The sequence below is a fragment of the Celeribacter persicus genome, assembly GCF_003050785.1.
Lineage (GTDB): Bacteria > Pseudomonadota > Alphaproteobacteria > Rhodobacterales > Rhodobacteraceae > Celeribacter > Celeribacter persicus.
The window spans coordinates 565,670-582,089 of the sequence record NZ_QAOH01000001.1 but is presented as its reverse complement, the minus strand read 5'-3'; the positions used below and the strand labels follow the sequence as shown (position 1 = coordinate 582,089).

30 protein-coding genes are annotated in these 16,420 nt (G+C 57.9%); 28 read left to right on the top strand and 2 right to left on the bottom strand.

Annotated features, from left to right (window positions below; genetic code table 11):
* Positions 1 to 495 precede the first annotated feature (495 nt).
* The 10 genes from rpsJ to rplP all read left to right on the top strand — a co-directional run bounded on the left by rpsJ (position 496) and on the right by rplP (position 6,595).
* Entirely contained in the window at positions 496 to 804 is a 309-nt protein-coding gene (rpsJ, locus tag C8N42_RS03035) for a 30S ribosomal protein S10 (RefSeq protein ID WP_066707020.1), read from the top strand.
* 17 nt (positions 805 to 821) lie between these two features.
* Positions 822 to 1,556: a 50S ribosomal protein L3 gene (gene rplC, locus C8N42_RS03030; protein WP_211309140.1), complete on the top strand. Its 735-nt coding sequence runs from the start codon at positions 822 to 824 to the stop codon at positions 1,554 to 1,556.
* On the top strand, positions 1,553 to 2,173 hold the full coding sequence (gene rplD / locus C8N42_RS03025; RefSeq protein ID WP_107815025.1) for a 50S ribosomal protein L4: 621 nt from the start codon (positions 1,553 to 1,555) through the stop codon (positions 2,171 to 2,173). The genes rplC and rplD overlap by 4 nt, the downstream gene beginning before the upstream one ends.
* Positions 2,170 to 2,466: a 50S ribosomal protein L23 gene (locus C8N42_RS03020; protein WP_096806453.1), complete on the top strand. Its 297-nt coding sequence runs from the start codon at positions 2,170 to 2,172 to the stop codon at positions 2,464 to 2,466. Before rplD ends, C8N42_RS03020 begins: the two co-directional genes overlap by 4 nt.
* A 201-nt stretch (positions 2,467 to 2,667) precedes the next feature.
* Positions 2,668 to 3,744 carry a hypothetical protein gene (locus tag C8N42_RS03015; RefSeq protein WP_107815024.1) on the top strand — a complete coding sequence of 359 codons (1,077 nt, stop codon included), beginning with the start codon at positions 2,668 to 2,670 and terminating at the stop codon, positions 3,742 to 3,744.
* A 207-nt stretch (positions 3,745 to 3,951) separates the two neighbouring features.
* Positions 3,952 to 4,791 (top strand): 50S ribosomal protein L2, encoded by an 840-nt coding sequence (gene rplB, locus C8N42_RS03010; RefSeq protein ID WP_107815023.1) that lies wholly within the window; start codon positions 3,952 to 3,954, stop codon positions 4,789 to 4,791.
* Positions 4,792 to 4,794: 3 nt separating this feature from the next.
* Positions 4,795 to 5,073 (top strand): 30S ribosomal protein S19, encoded by a 279-nt coding sequence (gene rpsS / locus C8N42_RS03005; protein WP_107815022.1) that lies wholly within the window; start codon positions 4,795 to 4,797, stop codon positions 5,071 to 5,073.
* A gap of 3 nt (positions 5,074 to 5,076) precedes the next feature.
* Entirely contained in the window at positions 5,077 to 5,457 is a 381-nt protein-coding gene (gene rplV, locus C8N42_RS03000; RefSeq protein WP_107815021.1) for a 50S ribosomal protein L22, read from the top strand.
* The gene (gene rpsC / locus C8N42_RS02995) at positions 5,457 to 6,167 is read left to right on the top strand and encodes a 30S ribosomal protein S3 (RefSeq protein ID WP_107815020.1); all 711 of its coding nucleotides are present in this window, start codon (positions 5,457 to 5,459) and stop codon (positions 6,165 to 6,167) included. Before rplV ends, rpsC begins: the two co-directional genes overlap by 1 nt.
* Positions 6,168 to 6,181: 14 nt before the next feature.
* Complete coding sequence (gene rplP, locus C8N42_RS02990) at positions 6,182 to 6,595, top strand: 50S ribosomal protein L16 (RefSeq protein ID WP_107815019.1); 414 nt, start codon at positions 6,182 to 6,184, stop codon at positions 6,593 to 6,595.
* 143 nt (positions 6,596 to 6,738) lie between these two features.
* On the opposite strand, the gene C8N42_RS02985 is transcribed toward rplP, so the two are convergent.
* Positions 6,739 to 7,539 (bottom strand): transglutaminase family protein, encoded by an 801-nt coding sequence (locus tag C8N42_RS02985; RefSeq protein ID WP_107815077.1) that lies wholly within the window; start codon positions 7,537 to 7,539, stop codon positions 6,739 to 6,741.
* A gap of 117 nt (positions 7,540 to 7,656) precedes the next feature.
* On the opposite strand from C8N42_RS02985, the gene C8N42_RS02980 reads away from it, so the two are divergent.
* Positions 7,657 to 8,421: an ion transporter gene (locus C8N42_RS02980; RefSeq protein ID WP_107815018.1), complete on the top strand. Its 765-nt coding sequence runs from the start codon at positions 7,657 to 7,659 to the stop codon at positions 8,419 to 8,421.
* A gap of 66 nt (positions 8,422 to 8,487) precedes the next feature.
* On the opposite strand, the gene C8N42_RS02975 is transcribed toward C8N42_RS02980, so the two are convergent.
* Positions 8,488 to 9,111: a TIGR02466 family protein gene (locus C8N42_RS02975; RefSeq protein ID WP_107815017.1), complete on the bottom strand. Its 624-nt coding sequence runs from the start codon at positions 9,109 to 9,111 to the stop codon at positions 8,488 to 8,490.
* Positions 9,112 to 9,368: 257 nt separating this feature from the next.
* Here C8N42_RS02975 and rpmC point away from each other — a divergent pair, with 257 nt between their 5' ends.
* From rpmC to C8N42_RS22055, 17 genes are all read left to right on the top strand, one after another.
* Complete coding sequence (gene rpmC / locus C8N42_RS02970) at positions 9,369 to 9,566, top strand: 50S ribosomal protein L29 (RefSeq protein ID WP_107815016.1); 198 nt, start codon at positions 9,369 to 9,371, stop codon at positions 9,564 to 9,566.
* A 12-nt stretch (positions 9,567 to 9,578) separates the two neighbouring features.
* Positions 9,579 to 9,806 carry a 30S ribosomal protein S17 gene (rpsQ, locus tag C8N42_RS02965; protein WP_066707060.1) on the top strand — a complete coding sequence of 76 codons (228 nt, stop codon included), beginning with the start codon at positions 9,579 to 9,581 and terminating at the stop codon, positions 9,804 to 9,806.
* An 88-nt stretch (positions 9,807 to 9,894) separates the two neighbouring features.
* Positions 9,895 to 10,263, top strand: coding sequence for a 50S ribosomal protein L14 (gene rplN / locus C8N42_RS02960; RefSeq protein WP_009574016.1), 369 nt, complete (start codon positions 9,895 to 9,897; stop codon positions 10,261 to 10,263).
* Positions 10,263 to 10,568, top strand: a complete 306-nt coding sequence (gene rplX / locus C8N42_RS02955) for a 50S ribosomal protein L24 (RefSeq protein ID WP_107815015.1) — start codon at positions 10,263 to 10,265, stop codon at positions 10,566 to 10,568. Before rplN ends, rplX begins: the two co-directional genes overlap by 1 nt.
* A complete protein-coding gene (rplE, locus tag C8N42_RS02950; RefSeq protein ID WP_107815014.1) occupies positions 10,568 to 11,131 on the top strand; it encodes a 50S ribosomal protein L5 in 564 nt (187 codons plus the stop codon). The genes rplX and rplE overlap by 1 nt, the downstream gene beginning before the upstream one ends.
* Positions 11,132 to 11,152: 21 nt before the next feature.
* The gene (gene rpsN, locus C8N42_RS02945) at positions 11,153 to 11,458 is read left to right on the top strand and encodes a 30S ribosomal protein S14 (RefSeq protein ID WP_043868457.1); all 306 of its coding nucleotides are present in this window, start codon (positions 11,153 to 11,155) and stop codon (positions 11,456 to 11,458) included.
* A 12-nt stretch (positions 11,459 to 11,470) separates the two neighbouring features.
* Entirely contained in the window at positions 11,471 to 11,863 is a 393-nt protein-coding gene (gene rpsH, locus C8N42_RS02940; RefSeq protein ID WP_066707071.1) for a 30S ribosomal protein S8, read from the top strand.
* A 12-nt stretch (positions 11,864 to 11,875) separates the two neighbouring features.
* A complete protein-coding gene (gene rplF / locus C8N42_RS02935; RefSeq protein ID WP_107815013.1) occupies positions 11,876 to 12,409 on the top strand; it encodes a 50S ribosomal protein L6 in 534 nt (177 codons plus the stop codon).
* 11 nt (positions 12,410 to 12,420) lie between these two features.
* A complete protein-coding gene (gene rplR / locus C8N42_RS02930; protein WP_107815012.1) occupies positions 12,421 to 12,780 on the top strand; it encodes a 50S ribosomal protein L18 in 360 nt (119 codons plus the stop codon).
* A 126-nt stretch (positions 12,781 to 12,906) separates the two neighbouring features.
* A complete protein-coding gene (gene rpsE / locus C8N42_RS02925) occupies positions 12,907 to 13,467 on the top strand; it encodes a 30S ribosomal protein S5 (protein WP_107815011.1) in 561 nt (186 codons plus the stop codon).
* Positions 13,468 to 13,479: 12 nt separating this feature from the next.
* Positions 13,480 to 13,668, top strand: a complete 189-nt coding sequence (gene rpmD / locus C8N42_RS02920; RefSeq protein ID WP_066608627.1) for a 50S ribosomal protein L30 — start codon at positions 13,480 to 13,482, stop codon at positions 13,666 to 13,668.
* 167 nt (positions 13,669 to 13,835) lie between these two features.
* A complete protein-coding gene (locus C8N42_RS02915; RefSeq protein WP_107815010.1) occupies positions 13,836 to 14,216 on the top strand; it encodes a COG4315 family predicted lipoprotein in 381 nt (126 codons plus the stop codon).
* Between the two features lie 57 nt (positions 14,217 to 14,273).
* Positions 14,274 to 14,783 (top strand): RNA polymerase sigma factor, encoded by a 510-nt coding sequence (locus C8N42_RS02910; protein WP_107815076.1) that lies wholly within the window; start codon positions 14,274 to 14,276, stop codon positions 14,781 to 14,783.
* Positions 14,780 to 15,523, top strand: a complete 744-nt coding sequence (locus C8N42_RS02905) for an anti-sigma factor family protein (RefSeq protein WP_107815009.1) — start codon at positions 14,780 to 14,782, stop codon at positions 15,521 to 15,523. The genes C8N42_RS02910 and C8N42_RS02905 overlap by 4 nt, the downstream gene beginning before the upstream one ends.
* A 153-nt stretch (positions 15,524 to 15,676) precedes the next feature.
* Complete coding sequence (locus C8N42_RS21485; protein WP_170109168.1) at positions 15,677 to 15,853, top strand: hypothetical protein; 177 nt, start codon at positions 15,677 to 15,679, stop codon at positions 15,851 to 15,853.
* Positions 15,854 to 16,002: 149 nt separating this feature from the next.
* A complete protein-coding gene (locus C8N42_RS02900; RefSeq protein ID WP_107815008.1) occupies positions 16,003 to 16,215 on the top strand; it encodes a DUF1127 domain-containing protein in 213 nt (70 codons plus the stop codon).
* 29 nt (positions 16,216 to 16,244) lie between these two features.
* Complete coding sequence (locus C8N42_RS22055; RefSeq protein ID WP_281261407.1) at positions 16,245 to 16,373, top strand: hypothetical protein; 129 nt, start codon at positions 16,245 to 16,247, stop codon at positions 16,371 to 16,373.
* Positions 16,374 to 16,420 lie beyond the last annotated feature (47 nt).

The following is a 16,420-nucleotide window of genomic DNA, read 5'->3' as shown; positions in this document are numbered from 1 at the left end:
TGGCCAGCTCGCTGACTGTTTCTTCGCCTTTCAGCGCTGCCAACGCCACCTTGGCTTTGAACTCTGGGTGATGTTGCTTCCGTTTCGACATATCTCCTGCGTGTTGAAGATCAGCAGACTACAAATCGCAGCTTACGTCAGTGTCCGAATTTCGGGAGGTAGCTCAAAATGGGCATGATAATGGCTCCATTAATTATGGGTTAATAAATTCATACTGATTTTGTCGGGATTTTAGGTTCTGTCAATCTGGTAAATGAGTGAAAGGCATCGCTCATTGCCAAAGCTTTGACGCTTGAAAGGATAGTTTTCGCTTTTCAGGTGATAACTCTTGCCACAAGGCCCATACCCCTCTATATCGCGCGAGTTCTCTGCCCAGAGAGCGCATGAAGAGGGATTCGCTCAAACCCTGAGCTCCCGCTTCATAAGGTTCGACGAGGGTGCCCGATGAGCGGTCATCTTCCTCTCAACCTCAATAAGCCTAAGAAAGGCAACGCAATGCAAGGCCAGAACATTCGTATTCGGCTGAAGGCGTTCGATTTCCGCGTGCTCGACGCATCGACCCAGGAAATCGTCAACACGGCGAAGCGCACCGGCGCTCAGGTCCGTGGCCCGATCCCCCTGCCGAACAAGATCGAGAAGTTCACGGTTCTCCGTGGCCCTCACATCGACAAGAAATCCCGCGACCAGTTCGAGATCCGGACGCACAAGCGTCTTCTCGACATCGTTGATCCGACCCCCCAGACCGTGGACGCGCTGATGAAGCTCGACCTCGCCGCTGGTGTGGACGTCGAGATCAAAGTCTGAGGAGGGCAATAGAGATGTTGCGCTCTGGTGTTATCGCGAAGAAGGTCGGCATGACCCGCCTCTTCATGGAAGACGGCAAACAGATTCCTGTCACCGTTCTTCAACTCGACAATCTGCAAGTGGTTGCACAGCGCACCACCGAGAAAGACGGCTACACCGCCGTTCAGCTCGGCGCTGGCTCCGCAAAAGCAAAACGGACCTCCCAAGCTATGCGTGGTCACTTCGCTGCGGCGAATGTGGCCCCGAAACGCAAAGTGGCCGAGTTCCGCGTGGATGAAGACAAGCTGATCGAAGTGGGTGCGGAAATATCCGCTGATCACTACCTCGAAGGTCAGTTCGTTGACGTTTCCGGCACATCCATCGGTAAAGGTTTTGCCGGTGCCATGAAACGCCACAACTTCGGTGGTCTGCGCGCCTCCCACGGTGTGTCCATCTCCCACCGTTCCCACGGTTCCACCGGTCAGTGTCAAGAACCGGGCCGTGTGTTCAAAGGGAAAAAGATGGCCGGTCACATGGGTGCTGCCCGTGTCACCACCCAAAACCTCCAGGTTGTCCGCACCGACGCCGACCGTGGCCTGATCATGGTCAAAGGCGCTGTTCCGGGCTCCAAAGGCGGCTGGGTCACCATCAAAGACGCCGTGAAGAAAGCAGCTCCGGCTGATCTTCCGCTTCCGGCTGCTCTGAAATCCGCTGCCTCTGAAGCAACTGCGGCTCCGGCCGAAGAAGCTCCGGCAGAAGGGGGTGAAGCATGAAACTTGACGTGATCAAACTCGACGGCGCCAAGGCCGGTACGCTGGATCTGGACGAAGCTCTCTTCGGCCTCGAACCGCGCGCTGACATTCTGCACCGTGTGGTCCGCTGGCAGCGTAACAACGCGCAAGCCGGCACCCACAAGGTGAAGACGAAGTCCGAAGTGTCCTACTCCACCAAGAAGATCTACCGCCAAAAAGGCACCGGTGGCGCCCGCCACGGGTCCCGCAAGGCGCCGATCTTCCGCAAAGGTGGTATCTACAAAGGCCCGACCCCGCGGTCTCACGGCCATGAGCTGACGAAGAAATTCCGCAAGCTCGGTCTGAAACACGCGCTCTCCGCGAAAGCCGCAACCGGCAATCTCGTGGTTCTGGACGAAGCGAAACTCGCCGAAGCCAAAACCGCTCTGCTGGCCAAAGCTGTCAAGGAACAGGGCTGGAAACGCGTGCTGATCATCGACGGCGCCGACATCGACGCGAACTTCAAAGCTGCGGCTGCGAACATCGCCGGTGTGGACGTGCTGCCGACCATTGGCGCCAACGTTTACGACATCCTGAAACGTGACACGCTCGTGATCACCAAAGCAGGTGTCGAAGCTCTGGAGGCTCGCCTGAAATGACCAACAAAGCTGAACTCTACGACGTGATCCGCAAACCGATCATCACCGAGAAAGCCACCATGGCTTCTGAAAACGGTGCCGTGGTTTTTGAAGTCGCCATCGACTCCAACAAACCGCAGATCAAAGAAGCTGTGGAAACGCTCTTCGGTGTGAAGGTGAAAGCGGTGAACACCGTTGTCACCAAAGGCAAAACCAAACGCTTCCGCGGCATGCCGGGCAAGCGTAAGGACGTGAAAAAGGCCTACGTCACCCTCGAAGACGGCAACGCGATCGACGTGTCCACCGGTCTCTAAGCACATCGCTTAGATCGGGAGAAATGAAGAAGCCCCTCGGTGAGAGCCGGGGGGCTTTTTTTAATTTTCTTGCAAATTTAAGTCGCAGTGGCTGAAAATTTCTTGAAATCAGTGAGTGATCTAAAAGGAAGTGAGTGAAATGAAGCCTTGGATAGGCCACGCTGAATATTATGGGTAATAGAGAACCGAAGGTGAAATTTTATGACTGATGAGATTAAGCCACCAGTTGGCAAACTTGAGTCTTTTCTTGGGATACCTGCGTCTGAGCTCGCGTACGCGGCTAATGCAGTAAGTGTAATCGGCGGGGCTGCATCTGTTGTCGGTTTTTTTGCGACGAGATCAGAAAACAGAAAAATTCTTGGTCGTTTGAGCGAAATTCAAGATTATCTGAAAGAGATGGATGAAAAGCTCAACCATATTTCATCACAGAACGAGGAAATACTTGATCGTCTTGATCGCCTTCCTGCAGAAATCAGGCAAATTGTCGATGAAGTTGTCGGGACACATTTTTTGGAAGAAAAGTATTCCGAACTTATTTCCATTCAGAATACTTATTTCTCATTGAATCGTTTTGAGCGGCGTCGTTTCAGGATTAACGCGACAGGTTGGGAAACCTACAGCGCTGGCCTTACCTATCTCATGTTGAATGAGTATCGGTTAAGCAAAATCATTCCGCTTTTGAAATGGTGCGAATTCGCACTCATCATTACCGAAGGTAGGGCCACAAAAGTCATTCGTGATTTGGTGTTTGGCAAGAGTGGCGTCATGTTGCCGCTATTTCTTGACGTACGAGACAACATGAGGAAGGCTCATAACGATTTACTTACTGCTCTACAGTCAAAATACATAACCTCACATAATTTCTCAGATCAGTTGATAGATCTCGATAAGCTTAGTTATGTTCTTGCCTCGGATCTTCCGGAAAGCGGACGCCGACATGTGATGGATTGCCCGCCGGGTTTCATTATCAATGGGAGATGTAGAGAATTTGTGGTTACTTACACGATCAGAGAGAATGTGAAATTTAACGAAGAAAAAAGAAATTTCCCTAATGAAATTGCGCGGCTGAAAGCAGCTTTGGTTGAGCGTAGGGATCAATACGCCGCTGTAAGAGACTCTATTTTGTCGCTTTTGTCTTATTTTGAAATGGTTGGAGATGACGCCGTTGAGTTGTCGTCGATTCATCTTACTACCAACTTAGCAAACCCTGAAGACGTTCCTGAAGGAGAAGCGCGTTTCCTTCTGCTTGCTGATGAGTTTCAGGCTTCTCCAGAATGATGTGTCGAGTGAGTATTAATCCCTAGACTCCCCCTCCAACACCCACTATACCCCGCCCATCTCACGGTCCCGGATTCGTTCTTGGGGCCCGTGATTTGTGTGGGACGAGGGTCAGACGACAGTCACGAGAGCCCCCGGCCTTAGACGAAAACGGGTCGTAGCGAGACGCTACATCACATGACCCAAAGCAAACGGAAGACAGAAACTATGGCACTCAAGTCGTATAAACCGACGACGCCTGGCCAGCGTGGGCTGGTTCTGATCGACCGTTCGGAGCTTTGGAAAGGGCGCCCGGTCAAATCTCTCACTGAGGGTTTGACCAAGAACGGCGGTCGGAACAACACCGGACGGATCACGATGCGCCGCAAAGGCGGCGGGGCAAAGCGTCTCTATCGCATCGTCGACTTCAAACGCACCAAGTTTGACGTCGCTGCAACCGTGGAACGGATCGAATACGACCCGAACCGCACCGCGTTCATCGCGCTCATCAAATACGAAGACGGCGAACAGGCTTACATCCTGGCTCCGCAGCGTCTGGCCGTCGGCGACAAAGTGATCGCCTCCGCCAAAGCTGACGTGAAGCCCGGCAACGCCATGCCGTTCTCCGGTCTGCCGATCGGCACGATCGTCCACAACGTCGAGCTGAAGCCCGGCAAAGGTGGTCAGATCGCGCGCGCAGCCGGCACCTACGCCCAATTCGTGGGTCGTGACGGTGGCTACGCCCAGATCCGCCTCTCTTCTGGCGAGCTGCGTCTCGTGCGTCAGGAATGCATGTGCACCGTTGGTGCCGTGTCCAACCCCGACAACTCCAACCAGAACATCGGTAAAGCCGGTCGTAACCGCCACAAAGGCATTCGTCCGTCCGTCCGCGGTGTTGTCATGAACCCGATCGACCACCCGCACGGCGGTGGTGAAGGCCGTACCTCTGGTGGCCGTCACCCGGTGACTCCGTGGGGCAAGCCGACGAAAGGCGCGAAAACGCGCAAGAACAAAGCGACGGACAAATTCATCGTTCGCTCGCGTCACGCTCGGAAGAAGGGTCGCTAAGATATGGCACGTTCTGTCTGGAAAGGCCCGTTTGTGGACGCTTACGTCCTCAAGAAGGCCGAAAAAGCTCGCGAGGGCGGTCGCAACGAGGTCATCAAGATCTGGTCCCGCCGCTCCACCATTCTGCCTCAGTTCGTTGGTCTCACCTTTGGTGTGTACAACGGCCAGAAGCATATTCCTGTCAACGTCACGGAAGACATGATCGGTCAGAAGTTCGGTGAATACGCGCCGACCCGCACCTATTACGGTCACGCCGCTGACAAGAAAGCGAAACGGAAGTAAGTCATGGGTAAGGTTGCAAATCCCCGTCGCGTGGCTGACAACGAAGCAATGGCGAAAACCCGCATGCTTCGCGTTTCCCCGCAAAAACTGAACCTCGTGGCTCAGATGATCCGCGGCAAGAAAGTCGACAAGGCCCTCACCGACCTGACTTTCTCCAACAAGCGTATCGCAGCAGACGTGAAAAAATGCCTGCAAAGCGCGATCGCCAATGCCGAGAACAACCATAACCTCGACGTCGATGAGCTCATCGTCGCCGAAGCCTGGGTTGGCAAGAACCTCACCATGAAACGCGGTCGTCCGCGCGCCCGTGGCCGGTTCGGCAAGATCATGAAGCCGTTCGCGGAAATCACCATCAAGGTGCGTCAAGTTGAGGAGCAAAACTAATGGGTCATAAGGTTAACCCGATTGGCATGCGTCTCCAGGTCAACCGCACCTGGGACAGCCGCTGGTACGCTGATACGAAAGATTACGGCAATCTTCTTCTCGAAGACCTGAAAATCCGTGATTTCATCAAGGAAGAATGCAAGCAGGCCGGTGTGTCGCGCGTCATCATCGAGCGCCCGCACAAGAAATGCCGTGTGACCATTCACACCGCCCGTCCGGGCGTCATCATCGGCAAGAAAGGCGCGGATATCGAAGGTCTGCGCAAGAAAGTCGCCGCGATGACCGACAGCGAGCTGCACCTCAACATCGTTGAAGTGCGCAAGCCGGAACTGGACGCTGCCTTGGTGGCCGAGTCCATCGCCCAGCAGCTTGAGCGTCGTGTGTCCTTCCGTCGTGCCATGAAACGCGCCGTGCAGAACGCCATGCGTATGGGTGCCCTCGGCATCCGCGTAAACGTTGCCGGTCGTCTCGGTGGTGCCGAGATTGCGCGGACCGAATGGTACCGCGAAGGTCGCGTGCCGCTTCACACACTGCGTGCGGACATCGACTACGCCCACGCCGAAGCGTCGACTGCCTATGGCATCATCGGCATCAAAACCTGGATCTTCAAAGGCGAGATCATGGAACACGACCCGCAGGCTCGTGACCGTCGCGCCGAAGAAGCCCAAGCCGGTCCGGCACCTCGCGGTGACCGCGGCGGCCGTCGCTAAGGAGGGTCTGATCAATGCTTCAGCCTAAGCGTACAAAATTCCGCAAAATGCACAAAGGCCGCATCCACGGCCAGGCAAAAGGCGGTTCCGATCTGAACTTCGGCACCTTCGGCCTCAAAGCCGTCGAGCCCGAGCGTATCACCGCGCGTCAGATCGAAGCAGCCCGTCGTGCCATGACGCGTCACATGAAGCGTCAGGGCCGTGTATGGATCCGTATCTTCCCGGACACTCCGGTGACCGCGAAACCCGTCGAAGTTCGTATGGGTAAAGGTAAAGGCTCCGTGGACCGTTGGGTCTGCAAAGTCAAACCGGGCCGCGTGATGTTCGAACTGGACGGCGTGTCGGAAGAAGTCGCCCGCGAAGCCCTGCGCCTCGCCGCGATGAAACTCCCGATCAAAACCCGCACGGTCGCGAAAGAAGACTGGTGAACGTGCAGTCCGTGTAAGCGGACTGTCACGAGCATGTGGCAGTCGTTTTCGAAGAAAACGATGAGAACATGCCCGGTTGAGAATAAAGAACCCCCGCCGATCTCTCGGCGGGGGTTCGTTTTTCTGTGGATGTGTGAAAAGACTCACTCCACCCCAATCTCCAACCCAAAGCTCAACTCAGACGTCACCCCGTCGCCCCAGAACCCGCCCTCGATCGGCATTGTCCCGATCTGATCCGGAGCGGCGGCCAGACCCACATGCCCGTCCGTCACGGCGACCCCATGGGTGGGGTCGAACCCCTGCCAGCCCAGCCCTGGCAGGTAGACCTCCGGCCAGGCGTGCAGATGACGCTTGCCATCCGGCGTTTCCGCCCGTGCCTGATAACCCGACACGAACCGCGCCGGGATGCCGAGGCTGCGACAGGTGGCGATGAACAGGACGGCGAGATCACGGCAAGCCCCCGCGCCGCTCGAAAGCGTCTCTGAGGGTGTCTGGGCATAGCCCGTCGGGCGGATATGCCGGCGGGTGCGCGCGTAGAGCGTTTCCGTCAGATGGTGGAGAAAGGGCAGGGGCGCACTGCTGTCACGCAGCAGTTGCTGCGCAAATTCGATGATCAGGTTCTCCTCACCTGTCCCAAGACAGGTCGCCATATCCGGCATGTCCCACGGCAGCGGCGGCAGCGTCTCGGGGGCGGGAGGGGCGATGCTTTCACAGGTAAACCGGCTGACGATGCGCAACTCCCGGGTTTCTCCGAGGAAACCGACACGGGTTTCTGGCGTGCCATGCGGAGAAATCCACTCTTCCCGCCATGCGGGGGCGGGGCTGATCTCATAACGATGATCGAGAGTGCGCACACCAAAGGGTTTGAGCCGCAAAAGCTGATCGCCCAGACGCACCGGGGCGGAGTAGCGATAAAGAGTCTCGTGGCGGACAGTGAAGTGCATTTTGAACTCCTGCGCCCAGCAAGCCATGCTGCGGGTGCAAAATCAAGTGTCTGCCTCTCTTGTCATGCATCACCCCCATGCACATATCCGGTGTCACGCCAAAAGGAGACGACGCCCATGCGTGCGCAGCTTGCCGCCTTCCTCGACCGGCCCGTGACCCGCTACGGCATCATGGCTGTGATCCTGTTCAATGCCGTGATCCTGGGACTGGAAACCTCGCCTCGCGTGATGGCGCGCGCGGGTGGGCTGATCACTTTTCTGGATGGGCTTTGCCTTGCCATATTCACCGTCGAAATCCTGGCAAAACTCTATGCCCGCGGCCCTGCCTATTTCCGCTCCGGCTGGAACATCTTCGATTTCGTGATTGTGGCGGTGTCCTATATGCCGGCGGGACAAGGCTTTGCCGTATTGCGGAGCCTGCGCATCCTGCGACTGCTCCGCGTAGTTTCCGTCGCACCGACCTTGCGCCGGGTGGTGGAGGGCTTTCTCTCTGCACTGCCGGGCATGGGCTCGGTCTTCCTGTTGATGGGCGTGATTTTCTACATCGCCTCGGTCATGGCGACACGGCTCTTTTCCGCGACCTTCCCGGACTGGTTCGGCGATCTGGGGTCCTCGGCCTATACGTTGTTCCAGATCATGACGCTGGAGAGCTGGTCCATGGGAGTGGTGCGCCCGGTGATGGAGGTTCATCCGGATGCGTGGCTGTTTTTCGTGCCTTTCATCCTCGTGACGACCTTCGCGGTGGTGAACCTTGTGGTCGGCCTGATCGTGAACTCAATGCAGGATGCCCATGCCGAGGAAAGCAACGCCGCGACGGACAGCTACCGCGACGATGTTCTGAAGCGTCTGGAACGGATCGAGAAGGCGCTGGAGCGGCGTTGAGTTACTCATTCGCGTTAGTAACTCAAACACTCCCCCGGAGTGTTTGTCGCGCAGTTGCGCGAACCGTTACTCACCCCACTTATAGTTAAAGCTCACCGAGACCCGGTCGAATTCCGACTGGTTCATCATCACCTCATGGCGCAGCCAGCTTTCCCAAAGCATGATGTCGCCTGCTTCCGGGGAGAGGTAGATGAAATTCTGCATCTCCCGGCGGGCGTCTTTGCGGCGCGCCGGGGCGCCCATCATCATGGCGTGGCGTGGATCTTCGAGACGTAGGCTTGAGGCGCCTTCCGGCATGGCGACATAGGTCGTCCCGGAGATCACCGAATGCGGGTGGATATGGGCGGAGTGATAGCCGCCCTCCGGCAGGATGTTGATCCAGAGGTCTTCGAGCACGAGTTTGCGCTCGCCTAGATCGAATTCGAGGTCTTCGGCAAATTTGGCAACGTGCTGATCGAGGCTCTCGACGATGTCCTTGAAGATCGGAAAACGCCACGGCAGGTCGGTGAGGGAGGCGTAGGAGGTATATCCCGGATAGCCCTTCTCATCGCACCATTGCTGTCCGGCCTCGTCATCCTCGGCAATGGCATAGCAACTGTCGAACAGCTCGTCCTGATCGACCTTCGGGGAGAATTCGTTCAGTTTCGCTTTGTAGAGGCGGGTGACGAAAAGGGATTCGATGTCGGCCATGGGAAGGCTCCTTTGCAGGTTTGGCCTGTCATAGCGCGGTGGAGAGGGCTTGGCGAGAGGCAGGGCGTCGCGGAGGGGCTGGAAAACAAGCGTAAACCTGAACTTTCCCTTGCCACCACACCCCCAACCCCTTATAGAGCGGCATCTCACAGATTCCCTTTCCGGGGAGTCGTGTGCATGGACATAACCCACCGGAGCGAATGTCACCCCCAAAAGGGCGCATTCCGGTGCTAACAGGAACCAAGGAGAGGCGCCAAATGAACGCCCAGGAATTGCGTGCGAAAACGCCGGACGAGCTCAAGACCGAGCTTGCCAATCTGAAAAAAGAATCCTTCAACCTGCGTTTCCAGCAGGCCACGGGTCAGCTCGAAAACACCGCTCAGATCCGCAAGGCGCGCCGCTCGGCCGCTCTTGTGAAAACCATTCTGAACGAAAAAGCCAAAGCGGCTGAGTAAGGAGAGCGACCTATGCCCAAACGTATTCTTTCCGGGGTCGTGACCTCGAACCAGAACGAACAGACCGTGACCGTGCTCGTCGAGCGCCGTTTCAAACACCCGGTTCTGAAAAAGACCATCCGTAAGTCCAAAAAATACCGGGCTCACGATGAGAACAACCAGTTCAACGTCGGCGACACCGTCCGCATCCAGGAATGTGCACCGAAGTCGAAAACCAAGCGTTGGGAAGTGCTCGCCTGATCTCGATCAGACAAGCCTCCTCCCAGCTTAATCGAAACCCTGGGGGCACCGGTCACTGCAGGCCGCCCCAAAGGTCGGGAGAAACCAAATGATCCAGATGCAGACCAATCTGGATGTCGCTGACAACTCCGGCGCTCGCCGTGTTCAGTGCATCAAGGTCCTCGGCGGTTCCCACCGTCGTTACGCCTCCGTGGGCGACATCATCGTGGTGTCGGTCAAGGAAGCGATTCCGCGTGGCCGTGTGAAAAAAGGGGACGTCCGCAAGGCCGTCGTCGTGCGCACCGCCAAGGAAGTCCGTCGCGAAGACGGCACCGCGATCCGTTTCGATCGCAACGCCGCCGTCATCCTCAACAACAACAACGAGCCGGTCGGTACCCGTATCTTCGGCCCGGTCGTTCGTGAGCTTCGCGCGAAAAACTTCATGAAGATCATCTCGCTCGCTCCGGAGGTGCTCTAATGGCTGCTAAGCTGAAAAAAGGCGACAAGGTCGTCGTCCTCGCCGGCAAGGACAAAGGCAAACAAGGTGAAATCACCTCTGTCATGCCGTCCAAAGGCAAGGCCATCGTGGAAGGCATCAACATTGCCATCCGTCACGCACGCGCCACGCAAGGCGATCAGGGTGGTCGTAAGCCGATGCCCATGCCGATCGACCTGTCGAACCTCGCGCTGCTCGATGCCAACGGCAAAGCCACCCGCGTCGGTTTCCGCATGGAAGGCGATCAGAAAGTGCGCTTCGCCAAAACCACGGGAGACGTGATCTGATGCTCGACACCACCGATTACACCCCGCGTCTTAAGGCCGCTTACAAAGACAGCATCCGTGCTGCTCTGAAAGAAGAGTTCGGCTACAAGAACGACATGCAGATCCCGCGTCTGGACAAAATCGTCCTGAACATCGGCTGCGGTGCGGAAGCAGTGAAAGACTCCAAGAAAGCGAAATCCGCTCAGGAAGATCTTTCCGCGATCGCCGGTCAGAAAGCGCTCATCACGAAAGCCAAGAAATCCATCGCTGGTTTCCGCGTTCGTGAAGACATGCCGCTCGGTGCGAAAGTCACCCTGCGCGGCGACCGCATGTATGAATTCCTCGATCGTCTGATCACGATTGCAATGCCCCGCATCCGCGACTTCCGCGGTGTGTCCGGCACCTCCTTCGACGGCCGTGGCAACTACGCCATGGGCATGAAAGAGCACATCGTGTTCCCCGAGATCAACTTCGACCAGGTGGACGAAGTCTGGGGGATGGACATCGTCATCGCGACCACCGCGAAGACGGACGCAGAAGCCAAGAGCCTGTTGAAAGCCTTCAACATGCCCTTCAACAGCTAATCGCGCGAGGAGTTTGAGAACATGGCAAAGAAATCCATGATCGCACGCGAGCGCAAGCGCGAGAAGCTGGTGGCCCAATACGCCGCCAAGCGCGCTGCTCTCAAAGAGGTCATTTATGACCAGGACAAGCCGATGGAAGAGCGTTTCCGCGCTTCCCTGAAGCTTGCTGAACTGCCGCGCAACAGCTCGGCTACCCGTCTGCACAACCGTTGTCAGCTGACCGGCCGTCCGCACGCTTACTATCGTAAGCTGAAGGTGTCCCGGATCATGCTGCGGGAACTCGGCTCCTTCGGCCAGATCCCCGGTCTGGTGAAATCGAGCTGGTAAGGGAGAGAGAGTATGAACGATCCTATCGGCGATATGCTCACCCGTATCCGTAACGCTCAGATGCGCGGCAAATCCACCGTTTCCACTCCGGCTTCCAAGCTGCGTGGTTGGGTTCTGGATGTGCTGCTCGACGAGGGTTACATCCGCGGCTATGAGAAAGGCACCGACGTCAACGGTCACCCGACCCTTGAAATCAGCCTGAAATACTTCGAAGGCACTCCGGTCATTCGCGAACTGAAACGGGTCTCCAAACCCGGTCGTCGCGTGTACCTCGGTGTCAAGGACATCCCGTCGGTCCGTCAGGGCCTTGGTGTGTCGATTGTCTCCACCCCGAAGGGTGTGATGTCGGACGCAAACGCTCGTGCCAACAATGTTGGTGGCGAAGTGCTTTGCACCGTCTTCTAAGGAGGTCTCTCGATGTCTCGTATTGGTAAGAAACCGGTCGAGCTGCCCAGCGGCGTTACCGCCACTGTGTCCGGCCAGACCATCGAAGTGAAGGGTCCGAAAGGCACCCATTCCTTTACCGCCACGGACGACGTGACCCTTGCTGTCGAAGACAACACCGTCACCGTCACCCCCCGTGGTAAATCCAAGCGCGCTCGCCAGCAGTGGGGCATGTCCCGCACCATGGTCGCCAACATGGTGACCGGTGTGACCGACGGCTTCAAGAAAGAGCTCGAAATCAACGGTGTTGGTTATCGTGCTGCGATGCAGGGCAACGTGCTCAAACTCAACCTGGGTTACTCCCACGAGGTGAACTTCGAGGTTCCCGCCGGCGTCACCGTGACGTCCGCGAAACCGACCGAGATCACCGTCGAGGGTTCCGACCCGCAACTCGTCGGCCAGGTCGCGGCCAACATCCGCGAATGGCGCAAGCCCGAGCCCTACAAAGGCAAAGGCATCAAATACAAAGACGAGTACATCTTCCGCAAGGAAGGTAAGAAGAAGTAAGGACGCTCATCATGGCAAACAGCAAACGGACCCTGTTTCTGAAACGCCGCCTGCGCGTTCGGAACAAACTTCGCAAGAACAATGTCGGCAAGCTTCGCCTGTCGATCCATCGTTCGAACAAGAACATCAGCGCCCAGCTGATCGACGACGTTCAGGGCAAAACCCTGGCGGCCGCCTCCTCGCTCGAGAAAGATCTCGGCGTGGTCGGCAAGAACAACGTCGAAGCCGCCGCCAAAGTTGGCGCGGCGATCGCGGAGCGCGCGAAGAAAGCCGGTGTCGAAGAGTGCTACTTCGACCGTGGTGGCTTCCTCTTCCACGGCAAGGTGAAGGCTCTCGCCGACGCTGCCCGTGAAGGTGGTCTGAAGTTCTAAGACTTGAGGAAGGGGGGCGAAAGCTCCCCTTCCCGATGATCCGGGCTCCGTGTGGCAAGCACACTAGGCACCAAGGATCGAGTTCAACGGCGTTTTTCGAAGCGCCACCTCCAAAAGGAAAGTTCTATGGCAGAACGTGAAAACCGCCGGGATCGTCGCGAGCGCGAAGAAGCCCCGGAATTCGCAGATCGTCTTGTCGCGATCAACCGTGTGTCCAAAACCGTCAAGGGTGGTAAGCGCTTCGGCTTCGCCGCGCTCGTGGTCGTGGGCGATCAGAAAGGCCGCGTCGGCTTCGGCAAAGGCAAAGCGAAAGAGGTCCCCGAGGCCATCCGCAAAGCCACCGAGCAAGCCAAACGTCAGATGATCCGCGTCCCGCTCAAGGAAGGCCGCACCCTGCACCACGACATCGAAGGTCGTCACGGTGCCGGTAAAGTCGTCATGCGCACCGCCCCGCAAGGTACCGGGATCATCGCCGGTGGTCCGATGCGCGCCGTGTTCGAAATGCTCGGCGTTCAGGACGTGGTTGCCAAATCCATCGGCTCCCAGAACCCGTACAACATGATCCGCGCCACGCTGGACGGCCTCAAACTCGAAGCCTCCCCGCGGTCCGTGGCTCAGCGTCGTGGCAAGAAAGTCGCCGACATCCTGAAAAAGGATGAGCCGGCTGCTGAAGCTGCTGAAGCGTAAGGAGTTTGAACCATGGCTAAAACCATCGTTGTGAAACAGATCGGCTCCCCGATCCGTCGCCCGGCCAAGCAGCGCCAGACCCTGATCGGTCTCGGCCTGAACAAGATGCACAAAACCCGCGAACTGGAGGACACCCCCTCCATCCGTGGCATGGTCGCATCCATCCCGCACCTCGTCGAAATCGTCGAAGAGCGTGGGTGAGCGCTGATCCGGGTCTCAGGATTCGGAAGCCAAACCATTTCAAACGCCCTGCCTTTCGGTAGGGCGTTTTTCTTTGAAAAAATCACATCGATCGGGAATAAACCTGTCCTCCGCGCTGTATCTCTCATGTCTGCACCTGAGCAGACGATGTTTTTTGGAGATCAGACATGCTCAAGACCTTTCCTCTCGCAGCCGCTCTGGCCGTTTTCGCCACCACCGCCTTCGCCGCCGACGCCCCCGTCGTGACCGGCAAGCTGGGCGAAGAAACCTACCTGATGGACGCCGGTACCCATATGACGCTTTACACCTTTGATAAGGACGAAAAGGGCGTGTCCAACTGCTATGATATGTGCGCCGCCAACTGGCCGCCGGTCGTGGGCGATGCTGACATGAAGCTGCCGGCTGGCTATTCCCTCGTCACGCGCAAGGAGGGTTATGAGCAGGTGGCTTACAAGGGCATGCCGCTCTATGGTTGGGTCAAGGACGAGAAGCCCGGCGATATGACCGGCGAAGGTGTGAACGGCGTCTGGCACGTTGCCCGCCCGTAACTGCGCTCGGGCAGGGGAGGGGAAACCCTCCCCGTTATGACCTTTCTGGGAGGCGCCATGCCCCGGTTCGGACAGGAATTGAAAGAGGCTCTGCCGTCGCTCTGGCGCTATGCCTATGCACTGACCCGGGACCGCAGCCGGGCGGACGATCTTGTGCAGGATTGTGCCGAGCGCGCCCTGCGCAAACGCCATCTCTGGCAACAGGACCGTCCGATCCGGCCCTGGCTTGCCAAGATGGCGCTGAACATTCACCGCAACACGCTTCGAACCGCCGCCGTGCGGCACATTCATGTCGCCTATGACGAGGCCGATCTCACGTCACATGCCCAGCCTTCGGCGGAGCAGGGGCTTGAGGCGAGGGAGATGCTGCGCCGGGTCGATACGCTGCCGCCCGAGCAGCGCGATGTGCTTTTACTCGTGGTCATTGACGGCTTGAGCTATGCAGAGGCTGCGGGCGTCCTCGGCATTCCGGTCGGCACGGTAATGTCGCGGATCTCGCGCGCCCGTGCGAGCTTGAAACAGGAACCGACACCTGAAACCCCCGTGCGGCTGAGGAGTGTGACATGACGGACGTGCAGGATTTCGACATTCATCGCTATCTCGATGGCGAGATGACCCGTGAGGAGGTCTTCGCGTTCGAGCGCCGGATGGAGGCTGACGGTGCGCTCGCCATGCGCGTTGCGGAGATGATGCAAGATATGGATACCCTGCGCGACGCTATTCCAACACCGTCCGGGGCGCATCTGGACAGCCTCCTGTCCCGCGCTGAGCCCGCGTCGCGCCCGATCTGGGGGCAACTGGCCGCAGCGGTTGTGTTATTGGCTGTGGGCTTTGGTGGCGGTCTCTTGACGCGGGGAGCGGGGGGGACTGTGCCGGATATGGCCAGCGACGTGCTTGCCAATGCCTCCGCCGCCCATGCGCTCTATTCCGTCGAGGTGGTCCATCCGGTCGAGGTGCCCGCCTCCGAGCGCGATCACCTCAAGGGCTGGCTCAGCAATCGTCTTGGGTCTGAGGTGCGTATCCCCGATCTGACCGGCGCGGGCCTGTCTCTCGTTGGTGGCCGCCTTCTGCCCTTTGAGCAAGGGGCCGCCGCACAATTCATGTACGAAGATGCGCAGGCCGCGCGTGTAACCCTCTACCTGACGCCTGCACAGGCGCGCGGCGCGTCGGCGCTACGTTACGGGCAGAAGGAAGACCTTTCCGCAGTCTATTGGCAGGATGGGCTCTGGCATTACGCCCTCGTCGGTCCAATGGAGCGCGACAGGCTTTCCAGCATCGCGCAGTCCGTGCAAGGCGCGCTGTTCTGAGCCTCAACATTTCAGAAACAAGTTGAGAGAAAAGCCGCGTTCCTGCCGCATTCCTTTCGGTGCGCGTTAACACTTTCGCGTGACACTTTCCCTGTATCAATCCACCCGCTCACAAGGATCGGGCGGCAGAGCGACAGTGAAAGGAGACGACTGATGGACGCATTTATCAAAGCCCTGCAGGACTGGATGGCCAATCTCATGGCGAGCATCCCTGCCTTCGATCTCTCCGTTTTCGACATGTCGGAATCGGGAGAACGCTGGGTCAGGTCGCATTCCCGCTGGCATGGCTGGCCGCCGAGTGATTTCGAGTCAAATTTGCACAAATATTAACCAGTTTTAAAACTGCTTGCATTATGTGCATAGCGGCCTCTCGAAAACAGGGGGATGTCATGCGTCCGGACTCACCCTACATCGGCGGCACATCGAAAGAGACCCCATTACCGGGGCATTCCGGCCCCGTTCAATAAAGGACAAGAACAATGGCTCACTTCACTGATACCACCCGCGCTTCGGGTTTCGGTTACTCCCTGCGCACCATGTTTGCCCGCCTGCGCGAGGCTCACGTCCGTCAGCGCGCTTTCACCGAAACCTACAACCAGCTCAACGCGCTCTCCGATCACGAACTGCACGACATCGGTCTGGGACGCTCCGACATCATGGACATCGCCCGGCAAACCGCCGCGCGCGTCTGAACGCACACGATTTTCCGAGAGGATACGACATGCAATTCGCCGCCTCCCTCCCGCAACCTTTGCGCCCCTTTGCCGCTCTGGTGAAGGCGCTGTCTGAGACTTGGACCAAAGGCCCGGTGCCCTGCTGGACCGAATACCTGCGCGCCACCCGCGACTGAGGGTTTGGCCGTATGTCGGCAGAGACCGCTGGACAAGACCGACACCC